The sequence below is a fragment of the Sorangiineae bacterium MSr11954 genome, from assembly GCA_037157815.1.
GTDB classification, from domain to species: Bacteria; Myxococcota_A; Polyangia; order Polyangiales; family Polyangiaceae; genus Pendulispora; species Pendulispora albinea.
On record CP089984.1, the window covers coordinates 4,584,020 to 4,602,052 of the forward strand.

Below are 18,033 nucleotides of genomic sequence, written 5' to 3' on the forward strand. Positions count from 1 at the left end.
GCGAAGCTTCGTCGGACGGTCCGGCGTCGGCGGAGGGCGCGGTTCATCGCCGCCGGGATGGGGCTCGTCGGCGCGGGGCTCCTCGGCGCGTGCATCGTCGCCGATCCATTGCCCGAGCAACGAAGTCTCCCCGCGCGGCGGCCATCGATCGAGGGGACGAATCCCCCCGCCACGAAGGTGCTCACCCAGCTCACGAATACGACGCTCAGCGTTCGCGTGAGGCTCTACAACCCCGCCTTGTCCTTTCAATGGCGCGTCTTCGTCGACTGGGATCCCGTGCTGAACCCGCAGCAGATCGTCGCATTTGGCCCCTCGGGTGCACGCTCGTTCGCGGATCTCCAGATCGTCGAGTTCGAAATGCCTCGCGACACCGTCGATCTCAACGTTTGCCACACCATCGAGTTCGTCACGGCCATCGAGTTCCACCCGACTTCGGCTCATGCCGCCGTCGACGGCCGAGGGGCCTCGTCCATCTCCTGGACGTACGTGCCGATGGGCGACTATTCGAAGTGCTCCGGCTATGATGGCGGCGCGACGGACGGAGGCTTCTTCGACGCGGGCAGCGATGCGTCGAGCGATGCCATGACGCCATGAGGGTGCGCTCTCGGACGGCCCGAGGGATGGCGCTGCTCGTGCCGTGCGCGTTCGCCGTCCTGCACTGCGAAAAGCTGCTCGAGACCCCGCCGCTGGCGCCGAAGAACGACTGCCGCGAGCACGCGTGCGAAACGTTCGTGCCGCCTGCCCGGTGCTCGCCGCAGGCGGGCTATTGCACGTCGTCGGAGAGTCTCTCGTACTTCCTGCTCGTCCGTGTGCCGAGCGGGGCGCCGACGGCGGCCGATTCGACCTTCATGGTGACGTCGGACGAGCTCCGAGGCGCGTCGAGCGCGGGCTGCCCGGTCGGTGAGCTGTGCTTGCAGGTGCCAAAGCTCGGGAGGGCTTTGGGGACGTACGAGGTCACCCCGGCCATGGCCAACACCGTGGGCCGCAACTTGGGTAACCCCGCGGGCACCACGACCCTCCCCGCGCACACCGTCTTTTATCCGTTGCGGCCAGGGGTCGCGCCTACACCCCTGCGGGAGCCCCGCCCTCCGCTCGCCATCGATTTCGGCTTCCCGAACCTTCCCCAGATGGGTACCCGGATCTCGCCCGCGCCCGTGTCGACGGGCCTGGGCCCCTTCGGGACACCCTCGCTCGCGTGGTCGGTGACGCTCCCTCCTGGATTCTATTGGCGCGTGGTCATGCCCGATCCGCCCTTCCACGATGCGTTTCCGCCGAGGGAAGACTTGGTCAAGGTCGATGCCAATGTCGACAAGTTCGAATTGTTTACGCTCACTGCGCTCGACGACCCGGACGGGCGCCGCTTCACGATTGGGTCCGCGAACGGTGCGCTCGATCTGAAAGGATTCACCGCCGTCCTGCAGAACAGCATCACGCAGCGGGCGATCTCGCCCGTGGTCACGCTCGGATCGGGCACCAACCAGGTCAAGCTCTCCACCACGGGCGTCGAGACGCTGCAAGACAAGCCCGTGGAGCTGGTGGTCGCACCCCCGCCGGGCAGGGAAGGAATTCCATCGCTCATCGGCCAGGGGCCGCCGACCCCGTCGCTGACGCAGACCTATCCCCGGTTCAAGCTCCCCGTCGATGCGGCGGGCATCGTCCGCGGTCTGGGGCAGCCGGTGCAAGCCACGGTGGTCATCCGGAGTGCATTCATCGACACGGATCCGCCCAACGTGGTCCTTCGATATGCCACCACGGTCCGAACGGATGCCAATGGAATGTTCCGGACCAAACTTCCGCCGGGCCGCTACGATGTGGCCATCTTCCCCGAGAACGACTCGACGTTCGCGCTGTGGGCGACGTCTTCGGCATCTATGGCGGGAGTGGATGCGGGGACCGGAGTAGGATCGGATGGGACGCCGGAGGGCGCGTGGATCGTTCGCGACACCCCGCAGGCGCCGAAGACGTTCGCTCTTGCACCCAAGGCTACCCTGTCGGGCCAGGCGGTGCTCGGCGACGGGACCCCGCTGGCGGAGGCCGACGTCGAAGCTCACGCGGCGGCGGAGCCCTCGAGCGCGCCCCCGGGCGTGCCGCCCCCGTATTCGCTTCCGCCGTTCGTTCGCTCCATGCGAACCGTGCAGACGCGAACCGATACGGAGGGCGGGTTTGCTTTGGCGCTGGATCCGGGGGAGTACGACATCGTCGTCCGTCCCAAGGATGGGACGCGCTTTCCTTGGATCGTGTCGACCTCGCGCAAGATGGGGAACAAGGATGTGACGTTGCAGCCCCTGATCGTGCACGCGCCCATCGGGCTCTCGCGCATGCTGCTCGCCGATACGTCCTCCGGCGCCGTGCCCGTGCCCGAAGCTTGGGTCCGCGCGTTCGCCGTACCGCCGGGGAAACGCATCGCCGTGGAAATTGGTCGGACATTCACCGGGACGGACGGAAAACTGGAGCTCTTTCTGGCCGTCCCACGGAACTGAAAGCTGGTAATCTCGTTGTCAATGTCGAGCGAAGAGAAAATTCACCTGCTCGCGAGGATTGCGCGCATGAAGGGGCGCGAGGCGGAGGAACCCGCCAGCAGTCGAACGCTGACGGGTGCCACCGGGTCCATTCTTACGCTGGCGGCAGCTTCGTACGGAGCGAAGCCGGCGGATGACGCGACCGTGCCCACCGGCTTCGATCCGGTGGCGGTGGCGCTGTTCGAGTCCATCGTCGAAGGCGCCTATTTGGTCGCCTCGGCCGACGGGGTGGTCGATGACGAAGAACGTCGCACCTTGGAACGGGTCGTCACCGCAGCCTGCGGCGGCGCCGTGGCGCCGAAGCACGTGGCGGAGCTGATTCACGAGCTGCAAGCGTGGCTCCAAGAGGAGGGGCTCGAGCGGCGCATCGCCGCGGTGGCCACGCAAATCACCCGCAAGAGCCACGCGCGCGAGGTGCTTCGCATCGCCGCGCTCTTGGGGCAAGCCAGCCACGCCGTGAGCGACGTCGAACGCGACGTGCTCCTGCGCCTCGCCAAAGCCTGCGGCCTCCACCCGAACGACGTCGACGTCGCCCTGCGCGAGGTCGCCGACTCCCTCGCCGGCGCATCGTCTTAGCGCCGCGAACCCCCGTCGCCCTGCGCGAAGCTACTCGAGCGCCGCGCGCGCGCTGGCGAAGAGCTGGGACTCGAGCGCCTGCCCGCGCGCCTGCGCATCGGCCTCGAGCCGCCCGAGCACCTCGCGCTGCTTCGGGATCAGCACCACGCGGCGCTCGGGGCTCGCGTCCTCGAGCCGCGCGCTGAGCAGCGCAAAGAGCTCGTGGCTCCGGCCGAGGCGAAGCAGGCGCTCCACCAGCTCGTCCACCACGTCATCGCGCGTGGGATCGCCCTGCAGCTGACGCGTGAGCTCCTCGACCCGCGCCTCGTCGCGCGCCGCCTGCTCGGCGGTCTCCTCCTCGGGCGAAGATTCCAGATCGAACACCGACAGCGGCGACGCCGGCAGGAGCGCGACCGACTCCTCCATGTTCGCAAATTCGTCGGCCGAGAAGCCCCCGGACGACCCCACCTCGGCGGACGACGTGGCGGCCGGGGTCAAGAAGGGGAGCGCCGTCGCCAGCGGCACCGACGCAAACGGCGGCGGCGCGATCCCCGCGATCTCCGCGCCCACCGCGCGGTACGCGGACGAAATCGCCGGATCGTTGGGGCAGAGCCTCAGCGCCGCGGCCAAGTGGCGCTGCGCCGCCAGCGAGTCGCGCAGCACCTCGCGCTCGAAGATGGCCGCCTCGAGCAGGAGCGCCGCCGTCGGCTCGTGCGCCTGGCGATCGCCGGCCGGCAACGTCTCGGCGTGATCGCGCAGCCGCGCGTAGGCGAGGGAAGCGCCGGCCATGTCGCCGAGCTCCGAGCGCCAGCGGCCCTCGAGCGCCCGCGCCTCCGCGGTCTCGTGCACCCCGCGCGGCACGTCGCGCACGTGGGCGATGGCGGCGGGTCGATCGTCCAGCTTTTCGGCCAGCGCGCGCGCCAGATCGACGTGCAGCCCCGCCGTGTTCTCGGCGGCGGCCTCGCAGAGGTCGATGGCGCGCGTGAGCAGCGCCACGCCGCGCGCCGTTTTTCCGCGGGCGATGAGCGCGCGCCCCAAGCCGGAGAGCGCCTGCGCATCGTCGGGGACGAAGCGGAGGGCGCGCTCGAAGAGCGGCGCGGCGTCCGCCACCAGCCCTTGATGCTGCCACGCGGCGCCCGCGCGCCACCACACCTCGTAGCGCGCGCGGGGGCCGGTGGCCTGCGCCTCGAGGTGCTCGGTGTCCGCCCGCGCATCTTGCGTGCGCCCCAGCGCAAGACGCCGCGCGATCCGCGCCCACCGAAGGCGCGCGACGGCCGGCGCCCGCGCGATGGCGCGATCGAGCCACCGCGACGCCTCCAGCGGATCGCGGGTCAGCTCCGCCGCCCGCTCGAACGCGCGCGCCGAGAGCACGGGGATGGGCTCGTCCTCGGCCGCCCGCTCGAAGGCCGCGATGGCCCCGCGCACATCGCCCGTCTCCGCCAAGAGCTCCGCGCGCAAAAAGTCGAGGTGCGCGGCGGCGCGATCGCCGTTCGCCTCGCGCGTGGTCTCCGCGATGGTCGCCAGCGCGGCCTCCGCCCGGCCGCCCACGAAGGCGTCGATCTCCGCGATGCGCCCCGCGAGCTCCGGGTGGCGCGGCGCGCGCTCCAGCGCCATCAAGTCGAGATCGCGCGCCCGCTCGTACTCTTTCGCGACCCGCGCATCATCGGCGGCGCGCGCCACGGCCAAGGCCTCCATGGCCCGCGTGGCCGCCTCCGTCGGCTCGGCCGAAACGGGGTGCGCCGATGCATGCAAAATCCACGCATCTTGCGCGGCCGCCACGGAGGTGATGCTCACGCCGGCCGTCCCCGGGGCCCGCACCCCCGCCTCGGGCAAGAGCGTACGGACCATCTTGGTGATCGCCCGCTCGACGATGAACCGCCCGCCCTCACGGCGCGCCAGATCCCCCAGGAGCGCATCGAGCGCAAAGATGGCCATGGCGGTGGCCGGCGCCGGGAGCCCGGTGCCGCGCGCCCGGCCCACCATGAGCGAGACGTTCTCGCCCTCGACCCGCACGGTGACGGAGAAGCCCAGGATGGCGATGCGCCCATCGTCCTTCGACGACACGGCCACGATCGCCCCCGACTTTTCGACCCCGATCCACACGTCGCAGCTGCCCGTGCCGATGAGGCCGCGAAGCCGCGCCGCCGCCCACCGAACGAGCCTCTGCGCGTGAAGCTCGACGTGGATGCGATCCAGGTTTCCGCGCCGGTGCCGAAACCGGGAGACGCCGCCCGACACGTCGAGGGGAAAGCGCACCGTTGGGAGCGCCACCACCAGCTCCAGGATCTCCAGCACCCCCAGGGACACGGGGCGACCGAGCTCCAACCCAAGTCCCCCCTTGCCGATGGCCAGCCGCAGCTCGATGCTCTCCTGCGGCTTTTTCGCCTTCGCCGCGGGTATCGGAGAAGCCGCCGGGATCGCGTCTTGCGGGGTGGATGCGGACGAGCCCGTGTCCTCCAAGGCCGGCGGGCGCACGGTGGCGCCGTCCGGGGTGGGGACGGGTGCACGCTCGGCGTTGGGCGGCCTCTGGGATCGCAAGGTTTTTCTATGGTAGCAAGCACTCCGCGAGGAGCGCGAATCGATGGTGCAGGTACGCGATGTGATGGGGCCCGGCTCGGCCCTCAGCCGGGCGCTCGGGGGCTACGAGGCCCGCGAAGGGCAGCTTCGGATGGCCACCGCCGTCGAATCGGCGCTGGCCTCCGAGCATCCGCTCTTCGTGGAGGCGGGCACCGGGACGGGCAAGACGCTCGCCTACCTCATTCCCGCCGCCCTGAGCGGAAAAAAGGTCGTCATTTCGACGGGGACCCGCGCCCTGCAGGATCAAATCGTCGGCAAGGACCTTCCGCTCGTGGCCCAAGTGCTGGCGCCGCACGGGATCCGATTTCGCTCGGCGATGATGAAGGGGTTATCGAATTACCTATGCAAGCGCCGCTTCGAGGAGCTGCGTCAGACTGACGCCGACCGCTTCGTCCTCGACACCGATCTGGTGCACATCGAGCGCTGGGTGCCCACGAGCCCCACCGGTGACCGGGTGGAGCTCTCGATGCTCCCCGACGACTCGCGCGCGTGGTACGCGGTGCAGTCGTCGACCGATACGCGCATCGGAAAAGGTTGCGCCTACAACGATACCTGTTTCGTCACCCAGATGAAGCGGGAGGCGGAGGAGGCGGATCTGGTGATCGTGAACCACCACCTCTTCTTCGCCGATCTGGCGCTCCGGCGCGGTCTCGGGCGAGGACCGGGGGGGCGGCGACCCGATATGGCCAGCGTCATCCCCGCCTACGACGCGGTGATCTTCGACGAAGCGCACCAGCTCGAGGATGTAGCCACGACATTCTTCGGCATTCGCGCGTCGAGCGCGCGCATCGACGCGCTGGTCCGCGACGCCTACCGCACCTTGGCCGCCGCCGGACGCGGCGAAGCACGCGGCATGCTCGACCGCATCGAGCACGCCTCCGACGCGTTCTTTCGGGCGCTGGTCAAACGCGCGGGCACGGGCGCCGCCGAAACCCGCCGTCCGCTCGCCCACGCGGATCTCGATGGTCCGACCTACGAGCTCTTCGGAAAGCTGCTCGCCCACGTCGACGCCCTGGCGACCTACGCCGATGCCTTCGCGCGCGAGGGCGAGCCCATCGCCCTGATTGCGCGCCGCGCGGCCGATCTCAAGCGCGATTTGACGCAAATCGTCGAAGGCGCACGCGCCGCGGGCGGCAAACGCAACTCGGCGGACGACCCGCGCGCGCGGTTCACCGAGGAGGGCGGGGCGGCCTCACGCGCGCGGTTCACCGAGGAGGAAGCGCACAGCTCCCACGCGCCGTTTTCCGACGAGCAGGACCCCGACGCCCTCGACGAAGAGCCCGACGACGAAGAACCCCCGATGAATGTCGCGTGGGTGGAGGCCCGCGACAAGTCGGTCGTGATCGGCTCGAGCCCCGTGCACGTGGGCGGAACGCTCCGCGGGGCGCTCTTCGACCGGGTCTCCGCCGTGGTGTGCACCAGCGCCACCTTGGCGACCGCCGGCGGCTTTCACTTCGCCAAGGCGCGTCTGGGGGCCACGGCAAACGCCCAGGAGCTCATCGTGGCCTCCCCGTTCGACTACGCCGCGCGCGCCGGGTTTTACGTGGCGAAGGATCTGCCGGATCCGTCCCAGCCGGGCTTCGAGGCGGCGGCGGCCGAGCGCATCCTCGAGCTGGTCGAGATGACGAAGGGCGGCGCGTTCGTGCTGGCCACCTCGAACCGCGCCATGCGCAACCTTTGTGCGATCCTCCGCAGCCGGCTGCGCGAGCCCGTGCTCCTTCAGGGCGAGGCGCCGAAGCACCTGCTCCTCGAGCGCTTTCGCCAGCTTGGAAACGCGGTGCTGGTGGCGACCATGAGCTTTTGGGAGGGGGTCGACGTGCCCGGGCATGCGCTCCGCCTCGTCATCCTCGACAAGATCCCGTTTGCCGTTCCAACCGACCCTTTGGTGGCGTCGCGCTCGGCGGAGGTCGAGCGGCAAGGGGGAAATCCGTTCGCGCAATATTCCGTTCCGGCCGCCGCCATTTTGCTCAAGCAAGGATTTGGTCGGCTCTTGCGCACGCGAAAGGATGGTGGGGTCATTGCGCTGCTCGACCGGCGTGCAACCACACGCGGTTATGGACGCATGCTCCTCGCGAGCCTGCCGCCCGCGAAACGTTTAGGAAACATGGATGACGTCCGCGCATTTTGGCGCGAGCTCGGCCTCGACCTTGGAACCCTGGTGTAGGCGCGCAGGCCGTGCTACTCCCCGGTTTTCCACGACTTTCCCACGGGTCCAACATGAGCGAAATTTCAGCAGTTTTCGCGCGAGAAATCCTCGATTCGCGCGGCAATCCCACGGTTGAAGTCGAAGTCCAAACGGAGAGCGGCCGAGGTCGGGCCGCGGTTCCGAGCGGCGCTTCCACCGGTGAGCACGAAGCCATCGAGCTTCGCGACGGCGACAAGCAGCGCTACCTCGGCAAGGGCGTTTTGCAGGCCGTCCGCAATGTCAATCAAACGCTTGGCCCCGCAATCATCGGCCTCGACTCGCTCGATCAGCCGGCCATCGACAAGGTGCTCCTGCAGGCCGACGGGACCGACAACAAATCCAAGCTCGGCGCCAACGCCATCCTGGGCGTCTCCATGGCGGTGGCGCGCGCCGCGGCGGACGTCGTCGGGCTCCCGCTCTGGCGTTACCTCGGTGGGGTCAACGCCCGGGTGCTGCCGACCCCGCTCATGAACATCCTCAACGGCGGCCAGCACGCCGACAACGGGCTCGAGATCCAGGAGTTCATGATCGTCCCCGCCGGCCTCCCGTCCTTCGACGAAGCGCTGCGCGCCGGGACCGAGGTGTTCCACACGCTCAAGGGCATCCTCAAGAAGCGCAATTTGACGGTCGCCGTCGGCGACGAAGGTGGATTCGCCCCGCGCCTCGAGTCGAACGAGGAGGCCATCGGCGTCATCGTGTCGGCCATCGAGGGCGCCGGCTATACGCCCGGCAAGGACATTTTCCTGGCCCTCGACTGTGCGGCCAGCGAGTTCTTCGACAAGAAGAGCGGCAAGTACACCTTCGACAAAAAGGTCGTCTCGTCGGACGAGCTCATTGGCATCTACGAGAAGCTCACCAAGGCTTACCCCATCGTCTCCATCGAGGACGGCCTCGCCGAAGACGATTGGGACGCGTGGAAGAAGCTCACCGAGAAGGTGGGCGCGCGCGTGCAGCTGGTAGGCGACGATCTCTTCGTCACCAACGTCGAGCGCCTTCGCCGCGGCATCGACGGCGGCTACGCCAATGCCATTTTGATCAAGCTGAATCAAATCGGCACCCTGACCGAAACGCTCGACACCATCCGCATGGCCACGGCCGCCAATTACCGCTCCATCATCAGCCACCGCTCCGGCGAGACGGAAGATACCTTCATCGCGGATCTCGCGGTGGCGACCAACGCGGGCCAGATCAAGACCGGCAGCTTGTCGCGCTCGGATCGTATCGCAAAATACAATCAATTGTTGCGCATCGGGTTCGAGCTCGGCGCGGGCGCCGCCTATGTCGGGCGCGACGCATTCCGCAAAGCCGTCTGAGTCGTCGCTTTCGAGTCGGGGAAGGGGAGCGCGAGGAAATATGGCCAAGGCAAAGGTAGCCGTTCTCAAGAGCAAGCCGCAGACGATCCTCCGAGACGTGGAGCGCCTCTGCGAGCTCGCGGGGATGAAGCAGGCCCTCGGCGCGGGCCGCACGACCATCCTCAAGGACAATATCTCTTGGCACTATCCCTTCCCCGGGGCCAACACCACGCCCTGGCAGCTGGAGGGGACCATCCTCGCGCTCAAGAACGCAGGCTTCGCCGATATCTCCTGCGTGCAGAACAAAACGGTGGTGACGAACGCCTTCAAAGGGGAGGACCTGAATCACTACGTCCCCCTCTTCGAGAAGTACGGGATACCGGTGCTCTACAACTTCCGCGAGAGCGACATGAAGTGGTTGGAGTACCGGCCCAAGGCCCGTATGCACGTGCTCCACAAAATCTTTCCGGAGGGGATTCAAATCCCCGATTACTTCCTCGGAAAGAACATCGTGCACCTCCCGACGGTGAAGTGCCACATCTACACGACCACCACCGGCGCGATGAAGAACGCCTTCGGCGGCCTTTTGGCCACCAAGCGCCATTACACGCACTCCTGGATTCACCGCACCCTGGTCGATCTCCTGGCCATCCAAAAAGAGATCCACTCCGGCCTCTTCGCCATCATGGACGGCACCACCGCCGGCAACGGCCCCGGCCCGCGCACCATGATCCCGGTCGTCAAAGACTACATGCTGGCCTCGGCCGACCAAGTGGCCATCGACGCCGTCGCCGCCAAAATGATGGGCTTCGACCCGCTCTCCCTGGAGTTCATCAAGGTCGCCCACGACGACGGCCTGGGAGTGGGCGATCCGCGCGACATCGAGATCGTGGGCGACGATGTGTCGCGGGAGAGCTGGGGCTTCACCGTCGGCGACAACGGCGCCAGCATCGTGGGCGACTTCATGTGGTTCGGCCCCATGAAGCGCTTTCAAAAAATCTTCTTCCACACCCCCCTCGTGAACGTCTTCATCTTCGGCAGCGAGGCCTACCACGACTACTACCGCTGGCCGCTGAAGGACCGCAAAACCTTCGAAACGTGGCAGCGCGACACCGCGTGGGGCCGCCTCTTCGAAGCCTACGCCCGCGGCGAGGGCGCCCCACCGCTCCAGGCGCAGCACGGCGACGACGCCACGGCGTAGGCGTTCGAGACGGGCGCCGGGCATCGTCGGTGCTACATGAACAGGATGAGAACGGCGGAACTTCGGAGCCTCGCGTACCACAAGGCCGTAGCGGAGCGCCTTCGACGCGAGCCCGAGCTTCTCGACACCGCTCGGCGGAACGTCGAGGCGTGGTTGGCGAGTGGAGGCCGGTCGCGCCCGTATGCCGAGGAATGGCTTCGCATCCTCGATGGTGGCCTCTCCACCGTTCTCGCAACGCTCGAAGATCCTTCCGAGCATTCCATCGATCTGAGACACGCTTCACCCTTCGCGGGGATCGTTCCCGCAAGGGAGCGATGGCGTCTATGGAGGGAAGCTCGCCATGACGCGCGTGCAACTTGAGCACATCTTGCGCGCTGCCGGGGATATCGCGGATGACATCGAGATCATCGTGATTGGGAGTCAGGCCATTCTCGGGAGATATCCAAACGCACCCGATGCGCTTTTGGTTTCCGTGGAAGCCGACGTGTATCCCAAGAACGTTCCCGCACGCTGGGAGCTCATCGACGGATGCATTGGAGAGGGATCTCCATTTCACGAGACGTTTGGCTATTACGCGCAGGGCGTGGAGGAGGGCACGGCGATTCTGCCCGACGGCTGGAAAGCGCGACTCGTTCCAGTGAAAAATGCCAATACGCGAGGCATCACGGGTTGGTGCCTCGAGCCGCACGACTTGGTGCTTTCGAAGTACGTCGCCGGTCGAGACAAGGATCGTCGCTTTGCTCGGGACGCCTTGCGTTTCGGATTGGTTCAGAGGGAAGAGCTCGAGCTCCGACTCGGGACGTTGCCCGTCGAGCCCGGGCGGATCGAGCAAATCCGCGAGAGGATCCGGGTCGACGCGAGCTCTTGATTTCGACGCGGGGTCCAGGCTCTAGCGGCTACTCCGCCGCGTGAATGTCGTACGCCTGATCGTCGTAGACGAAGAAGACGCAGTCGGCGGCGGGGGCGCATTGGCCCCAGTGGATGGCGCGGCTCGGGTAGTAGAGGTAGTCGCCGGCGCCGACGTCGTGAGGGCCGGTGCCTTCGACGTTCCAGATCATGGTGCCGGAGATGCCGACGACGTGTTCGGGGCTGGTGTGCCAGTGCTTGGCGAAGACGGTGCCGGCTTTGAAGCGGAAGAGCGTTTCGGCGGCGCCGGTTTTGGGATCGCCGCGGGTGACCCACCCTTCGCACCCGGGTAAGCCCTCGCACGGTGTGCCGCTCTCCGCTTGGATGGAGCGGTAGACCACGGGATCGGGGCCGGGGGCCGGGGATGCGCTCTCGTCGGAGCACCCGAGGAGGGCCATGGCGATGGCGAGCAGGAAAAAATACGATGCGCGCGAGAAGGGGTAGCAAAGGGAGGGCATGGGGATCCTTCGTGAAAGTCCCCTGCATGTAACGTTCATTTCACGCTTGCGACAGATGCGCCGGAGCATCACATTGTTGCTATAGAGGAACAATGGAATGATCGCCGTCGACGAGCTCCCGTCGCTTGCCCTCTTCGCGAGGGTCGTCCACCACCGCTCGTTCTCGGCCGCCGCCGAGGAGACGGGCCTCGCCAAGTCGGTGGTGAGCCGGCGGGTCGCGCGGCTCGAGAAGGCGCTGGGGGTGCGCCTCTTGAGGCGCTCGACGCGCACCCTCTCGGTGACGGACGAAGGGCTGCGCGTGTACGAGCACGCCGCCGCGTTGGTGGCCGCGGCGACGGCGGCGGAGCAGTCCGTCGGTCCTACGGTGAAGCGGGTGCAAGGGGTGCTTCGGGTCAATGCACCCGTGACCTTTGCGCAGATGCACCTCGCGGACGCCGCGGCCGCGTTCCTCGCCGCGTACCCGGAGGTGGAGCTGCACCTGTCGACCGACAACCGCGCCGTCGACGTGGTGGAGGATGGCTTCGACGTGGTCGTGCGCATCGGGCAGCTCCGCGACTCGGGCCTCGCCGCGCGCAAGCTCGCGAGCGACCGGCTCGTGGTGTGCGGCGCGCCCGAGTACCTCGCGCGCGCCGGTGAGCCAAAGACGCCCGACGAGCTCCTGCAGCACAATTGCATGCACTACGAGGTCGTCGCGCACGCGGCCGAGTGGCGCTTTCGCGGCCCGGGCGGCGCCGTGATCGTCCCCGCGCGCGGCAACTTCGCGACCACCGATGGCACGGTGCTCTGCAGGGCCGCGCGCGCGGGGCTCGGCTTGGCGGTCGCGCCATCGTTCATGGTCGCGCGCGATGTGGCGGAGGGGCGCTTGCGCACCGTGCTCCAGGATTATCCGTGCAGCGATATCGGCATTTATGCGCTGGTGGCGCATCGAACGTACTTGCCGCCGCGCGTGCGCGCGTTCATCGATTTTCTCGCCCGAAGGTTCGCGCGCGTTCGCTGGAGCGACGCTTCGTAGCCGGCGCGATCTCGGCGCCCGTGAGGCGGACTAACGAGGGACGCCCGCGGCCGCCTTCAGATCCTCGAAGCTGCCCGTCCGGCCATGAACGCCGGCGATCGTTCCAACGTCGATATGCTGCGCCGCGATGGCGTCGTACAGCTCGCGCGTCCAGGTGTTTTTGTACGGCGGGTAGGGCGGGCTAAAGAGATCCGCTTCGAAGAGGACGCGCTCCCTCGGCAGATGCACCGCGATCATGTCGGCGGCGTGGGTGTTCGCGATCGGGTAGAGCACCAGCGGGCGCACGGCATCGGGCAAGGTGAGGGGCGCGTTCGACGGGACGGTCAAGAACTTCGCCTTGACGGGGGCCGAGCTCATGACGTCGGGCACGATGGTCGACGGCGCCGCGAAGATGCGCTCGAAGAAGTCGCGCGTGGTCTCGGACACCACGATGGTGGCACCGAGCGCCGCAAAACGGCGCAGCCCCCCGGCATGGTCTTCGTGCCAGTGGGTCGCGATCACGTGCGTAATGGGCTTTCCGGGGTGCTTCGTGCGCACATAGCGAAGGAGCGCCTCGCTGCGCTGCTCGTAGAGGGGAGCCTCGCCGAGGACGAGCCCGTTCGCGCGCTCGATGAGCATCGTATTGTGCGTATTGCCCGTGAGGAGCGTGGCGCCCGGCGCGACGGCGACCTCCCCGATTTCCTCCTGCACGCCGTCCCCCTCATTTCGAAATCCAAAGGACGCATACTGCTGATGCGTTTGATGGCTGCGGACGGCGCGCTCGGCCGCCGCGGCGTCGTAGGCGGGGGGATCGCCCGGGAGGTCGAAGAGCGATCCGGGGAGCGCGACATTGGCTTCCAGCTTCGTCCTCTTCTCCTGGTGCACGACGGCGCCATCCTCGAGCATGCGCACCTCGGCCGGGATGCGAAATCCGCCCACGGTCTTCCAGCCTGCGAAGGTGATCTCCAGGCCGATATCCCGCGTCAGGTGGTTGTTCTCCTTGGTGCTCAAGGAGACGAGCTCGTGATCGCGCAGCCGGATATGAAACGAAATGGGGTGCACCGCATCGTCGAGCGCGAGATCGACGAACACCTCGCCGTGCTCGATGCTCGCGCCCCGCAGCTTCACCGTTTTTCCTTCGCGCCGGGCGTCGCGCACGAGGAGGTGCGGGTGAAGGAGCCGCTGCTCGCGGCGCGCGGCCGCCGAGCCGTCGGAGGGCAAATTGCCGGGGGGCTGGCCCACGCCCTCGTCTCCGGTGATGCGGCCGAGCGGGCCCACCAGGATCAGCGAAAAGGCCTGCGGCGGCATCGCGCCGAGCGCGGTGAGCTGGCGCGAAACATCGAGCCGGCTGCGGTCGCCCGTGACGTCCCACTGCCCCGTGGCGGTGAAGTCGTTCACGTGGAGCGGCCGCTGATTCGGCAAGAGGGCCTCGGTCGGAAAGTAGCGCGAGCCTTTGGTCTCGTAGCGAAAGCTCGTCAGCGCCGCGAGCGGTCGATCCGTCAAGGTGCTCTCGAGCAGCCGCCACGCGGCCGCGCTATCGCGGAGCGCTTCGACGCTCGCCGCGGGGACGCCTGGATCGGGCGCCGCGCCGTTCGAGCTGCACGCCGGGATGGCGGCGGAGAGGGATAGAAGGAACGAAGAACGAACGAAATGCGCGCAAATGTGACGCATGCAGTACCTCCCTGCAGGGTGAAAGCGCGGGTGTAGCGCTGCTCACCGCCGAGCGGGAGGCCCAGGGCAGACACCATACTGTTGCCCCAGAGGAACAATCGACGCCTCGGACGCGCATCCTCCGATGGGGCGGGACCCGCGCACCGGCCCTGCCGCCGCTCAATCTTCGAACGGCTTCTTCTCGAACGTATGCTGCAACGGAGGGAGCGCATCGGACGGAGCGTCGCCCGCAGACGGGGGAACGAACGGCAGCATCGGCACGGGCGTGGGCTCCGGCGGGGCGGCCAGCTCGGCGGCGGCGAGATCGGCCGCCGAGCGCTCCAGGGCCCCGCGGTTCAGCGCCTCGGGCGCCGCGGGGCGCTTGGTACGGCGCTTCGATTTACCCGATCCGGCGGCGCTCGGATCCGACGCGCCCGACGAGGTGTCCGACAAGGCCACGGTGTCCGGGAAGGCGCCCTCTTTGGTGACCACCACCGGGGTGCTCTTGGTGCGGCCCCCCACGCGCAAGGTCACCTCGTGCTGGCTCCCCAGCTCGCCCACGACATCGACATAGCCGCTGGTCGTGACGTTGACCCGACGCCCATCGACCGTGACGCCGTCCGCCGTGGGTGGCTGCACGCGCACCCACACGGTTCGCGCGGTGGTGGTGTCGTCGACCTTCGCGGGCGCCTTGACCGCCTCCATCGCGGTTTGCGCCTGCGCCGCGGCTTGGTCCGCCCCCTCGAGCGCGGCCCGCGTGCGCGAACGCCACACGCCCGTAATGGCCACCAGGGCGAGCGCCGTGGCAAAGGCGCCCAAGAACGCCGTGCCCAGCGCGCCCTTTTTCGGCCGCAGGCGCGCGGCGACATCGGAGCTGGAGCCCGAGCCGGGACCCCATCCCCGCAGCGAGAGCGACACCGCATCGTCCGTGTTGAGAAGGTTCAGACGGCGTCCGGAGCCCGGCGCCAACGGCGCACGGGCCGCCCGCACCTCGGGCGAGAGCGGCACCAGATCGCCGGGCACGATGCGCAGATCGCCCACCAGCGACGCGATGGCGTGCGCCATTTCGCCGGCGGAGTGAAAGCGGCGGGCGGGCGCCAGCGCCATGGCGCGTGCGACGATGGCGGCCATCTCCGCGGGAACCCAGGGGGCGACTTCGTTGACGGGGCGCGCGGGCTCCGAACAGATCGCGTACATCAGCCGCACCAGGGTGTCGGCGGACGGGTGCGAGGTCTGGCCGGAGAGGAGCTTGTACAGAACGGCGCCGAGCGAGAACAGATCGCTGCGGTGATCCAGGGTGGGGAGGCCCTGCGCCTGCTCCGGGGACATGTAGTGCGGCGAGCCGACGATGGGCTCCGCGTCGGGATCGGCCGCGGGATCGGCCTCGCCGTCGAGCTCTTTGACCTTGGCGATGCCGAAATCGAGCACCTTGACCACGATTTCATCGGCCTCGACGGAGAGGAAAACGTTGGCCGGCTTGACGTCGCGGTGGATCACCCCGGCGGCGTGCGCCTTGGCCAGGCCGAGGGCCGCCTGGCCCACGATGCGCATGGCCAGATCACAAGGCAAAGGTCCTAGGCGCTTGATGACTTCGTGCAAGCTTTCGCCGTGCAGGAGCTGCATCACCAGGTAACGGCGGCGCGTATCGCGATCGGTGCCCGCGTCGAAGACTTGCACGATGTGCTCGGCGTCGAGCGAGCCCGCCGCATAGGCCTCGTGACGAAAACGGTCGCTGGCCGCGGCTTCGCGGGCGGGGAGCTGCCGGTAAAGCAGCTTCACCGCCACCGCGCGCCCCGTCACCAGGTGGCGGGCCTCGAACACCTCGCCCATGCCACCGGTGCCGATGGAGCGTTCGAGACGGTACTTTTCACCAATGATCGTGCCGAGCATGGCTCCGGGGATCGGCTGCAGCCCATCGTGCGTTGAACGTCCTACGCAGGTGGGCTTTCCGACATCCCCCATGGTGCCGCATTCGTGGCCGAAGCGCTACGATCTACTTTTGCTGAATTATTTTCGCAGGTAGTCGCGGCCTTCGCGTTCCAAATATTCGTCGTAGGTGCCGCCGAATTCCACCACCTTGGCCGCCTCGCGCTTCTCGCCGGTGCCGCCCTCGCCGGGCTGCAATTCGAGGACGCGGTTGGTCGATTCGGCCACGAAATGCCGGTCGTGGCTGACGACGACCACCGTTCCGGGGAACGGCTTCAGGCCGTCCAAGAGGCCCTCGATCGATTCGATGTCCAGGTGGTTGGTCGGTTCGTCCAGGACCAGGACATTGTGTTTGCAGAGCAAAAGCTTCGCGAGCAGCAGGCGCGCCGACTCGCCGCCGGAGAGGGCCTCGATCTTCTTGAGGGCGGCCTCGCCCGAGAACAGGAGGCGCCCCAGGATGGAGCGGATTTGCTCCTGGGTCGCGGTCTTGTCGAAGGAGTAGAGCCACTCGTAGGCCGTGAGACCCTTGGCGGTCTCCCCCAGGGCCTCGTGGTGGTCCTGCGCGAAGTAGCCGACGCTCACATCGTGGCCCCAGCGGATTTCGCCCGATTCGGGCGCCAGGGTGTCCTTCTTGGTGTCGGCATCGAGGCCGTTGAAGGCGCCGACGATCAACTTCAGCAAGGTCGATTTGCCGATGCCGTTCGGGCCGATGACGGCCATCTTGTCGCCGCGGTTCAAATTGAGGCTCAGGCCCTGGAAGATCTTCTTCTCGGGGCCGAAAGCCTTCGTCACCTCGCTGACGCGGAGCACATCGCGCCCGCTCGGCTTGTCCATCTCGAAGCGCACGAAGGGGCGGATCAGGCTCGATCGTTTCAGCTCCTTCACCTCGAGCTTTTCGATTTGCTTTACGCGCGATTGCGCCTGCTTGCTCTTCGAGGCGTGCGATCCGAAGCGATCGACGAAGGACTGGAGCTCGGCGATCTTCTTCTTCGCGGCGGCGTTCTGGGCCTGCGCGCGCTGGCGCGTCTCGTACTTTTCTTCGACGAATTCGCTATAATTGCCGGTGTAGACGGTGATCGTTTGGTAGTCGATGTCCGCGATGTGGGTGGCGACCGCGTTCAGGAAGTGACGGTCGTGGGAGACGATCACCAGGGTGCCTTTGTAGTCGACCAGGAATTGCTCCAGCCAGCGGATGGAGTCGAGGTCGAGGTGGTTGGTCGGCTCGTCGAGCAGGAGCACGTCGGGGCGGAGGAAGAGCACCTGCGCCAGGAGCACCCGCAGCTTGTAGCCGGCGGGGAGGGTGCTCATGGGGTCGGTGTGCTTCGGCGTGGGAATGCCCAGGCCGACCAGGAGCTCCGCCGCCTCGCTCTCGGCGACATAGCCGTTTTCTTCCGCGATGACCCCTTCGAGCTCGCCCAGACGAATACCGATCTCGTCCGTCACTTCTCCTGCAAGGAGTTGCTCCTTCTCGGCCATTGCATCCCAGAGCGCTTTGTTGCCCATGAGAACGGCGTCGAGAATGCGCTCCTTATCGTACGCAAAGTGATTTTGCTTGAGCACTCCGAGCCGCAGCGACGACGGGATACTGATGGATCCCATGTCGGATTCTTCCGTTCCCGCGAGCATCTTGAGCAAGGTGGACTTGCCGGCGCCGTTCGCTCCGACCAGGCCGTATCGCTTGCCCGGGTCGAACTGCATCGAGACGTTCTCGAACAGAATTTTGGGACCGAACCGTTTGGTGAGGCTTTCGAGGAGAATCACGGGCCCCTTCCT

13 protein-coding genes are annotated in these 18,033 nt (G+C 67.5%); 8 read left to right on the forward strand and 5 right to left on the reverse strand.

Annotated elements, in window-relative coordinates; translation table 11 throughout:
* The first annotated feature begins 57 nt into the window (after nt 1-57).
* The 3 genes from LZC94_18030 to LZC94_18040 all read left to right on the forward strand — a co-directional run bounded on the left by LZC94_18030 (nt 58) and on the right by LZC94_18040 (nt 3,095).
* Nucleotides 58-594, forward strand: a complete 537-nt coding sequence (locus LZC94_18030; GenBank protein WXB19124.1) for a hypothetical protein — start codon at nt 58-60, stop codon at nt 592-594.
* Between the two features lie 26 nt (nt 595-620).
* Nucleotides 621-2,480, forward strand: coding sequence for a hypothetical protein (locus LZC94_18035; GenBank protein WXB19125.1), 1,860 nt, complete (start codon nt 621-623; stop codon nt 2,478-2,480).
* A 66-nt stretch (nt 2,481-2,546) separates the two neighbouring features.
* The gene (locus LZC94_18040; GenBank protein WXB19126.1) at nt 2,547-3,095 is read left to right on the forward strand and encodes a TerB family tellurite resistance protein; all 549 of its coding nucleotides are present in this window, start codon (nt 2,547-2,549) and stop codon (nt 3,093-3,095) included.
* Nucleotides 3,096-3,125: 30 nt separating this feature from the next.
* On the opposite strand, the gene LZC94_18045 is transcribed toward LZC94_18040, so the two are convergent.
* Complete coding sequence (locus LZC94_18045) at nt 3,126-5,612, reverse strand: tetratricopeptide repeat protein (protein ID WXB19127.1); 2,487 nt, start codon at nt 5,610-5,612, stop codon at nt 3,126-3,128.
* 43 nt (nt 5,613-5,655) lie between these two features.
* Here LZC94_18045 and LZC94_18050 point away from each other — a divergent pair, with 43 nt between their 5' ends.
* The 4 genes from LZC94_18050 (at nt 5,656) to LZC94_18065 (ending at nt 11,197) form a co-directional block, all read left to right on the forward strand.
* Complete coding sequence (locus tag LZC94_18050) at nt 5,656-7,815, forward strand: ATP-dependent DNA helicase (protein ID WXB19128.1); 2,160 nt, start codon at nt 5,656-5,658, stop codon at nt 7,813-7,815.
* A 53-nt stretch (nt 7,816-7,868) separates the two neighbouring features.
* Nucleotides 7,869-9,149 (forward strand): phosphopyruvate hydratase, encoded by a 1,281-nt coding sequence (gene eno / locus LZC94_18055; protein ID WXB19129.1) that lies wholly within the window; start codon nt 7,869-7,871, stop codon nt 9,147-9,149.
* A 40-nt stretch (nt 9,150-9,189) separates the two neighbouring features.
* The gene (locus tag LZC94_18060) at nt 9,190-10,329 is read left to right on the forward strand and encodes a DUF362 domain-containing protein (GenBank protein WXB19130.1); all 1,140 of its coding nucleotides are present in this window, start codon (nt 9,190-9,192) and stop codon (nt 10,327-10,329) included.
* Nucleotides 10,330-10,669: 340 nt separating this feature from the next.
* Entirely contained in the window at nt 10,670-11,197 is a 528-nt protein-coding gene (locus LZC94_18065; protein WXB19131.1) for a hypothetical protein, read from the forward strand.
* A gap of 28 nt (nt 11,198-11,225) precedes the next feature.
* Here the strand turns inward: LZC94_18065 and LZC94_18070 are convergent, their stop codons facing one another.
* Complete coding sequence (locus tag LZC94_18070; protein ID WXB19132.1) at nt 11,226-11,693, reverse strand: cupin domain-containing protein; 468 nt, start codon at nt 11,691-11,693, stop codon at nt 11,226-11,228.
* A gap of 97 nt (nt 11,694-11,790) precedes the next feature.
* Between LZC94_18070 and LZC94_18075 the strand changes: the two genes are divergently transcribed.
* Nucleotides 11,791-12,705: a LysR family transcriptional regulator gene (locus tag LZC94_18075; GenBank protein WXB19133.1), complete on the forward strand. Its 915-nt coding sequence runs from the start codon at nt 11,791-11,793 to the stop codon at nt 12,703-12,705.
* A 30-nt stretch (nt 12,706-12,735) separates the two neighbouring features.
* Here the strand turns inward: LZC94_18075 and LZC94_18080 are convergent, their stop codons facing one another.
* The 3 genes from LZC94_18080 to LZC94_18090 form a co-directional block, all read right to left on the reverse strand.
* Entirely contained in the window at nt 12,736-14,355 is a 1,620-nt protein-coding gene (locus LZC94_18080) for an MBL fold metallo-hydrolase (protein WXB19134.1), read from the reverse strand.
* 159 nt (nt 14,356-14,514) lie between these two features.
* Nucleotides 14,515-16,224, reverse strand: a complete 1,710-nt coding sequence (locus tag LZC94_18085) for a serine/threonine protein kinase (GenBank protein ID WXB19135.1) — start codon at nt 16,222-16,224, stop codon at nt 14,515-14,517.
* 117 nt (nt 16,225-16,341) lie between these two features.
* Nucleotides 16,342-18,021, reverse strand: coding sequence for an ATP-binding cassette domain-containing protein (locus LZC94_18090; protein WXB19136.1), 1,680 nt, complete (start codon nt 18,019-18,021; stop codon nt 16,342-16,344).
* Nucleotides 18,022-18,033 lie beyond the last annotated feature (12 nt).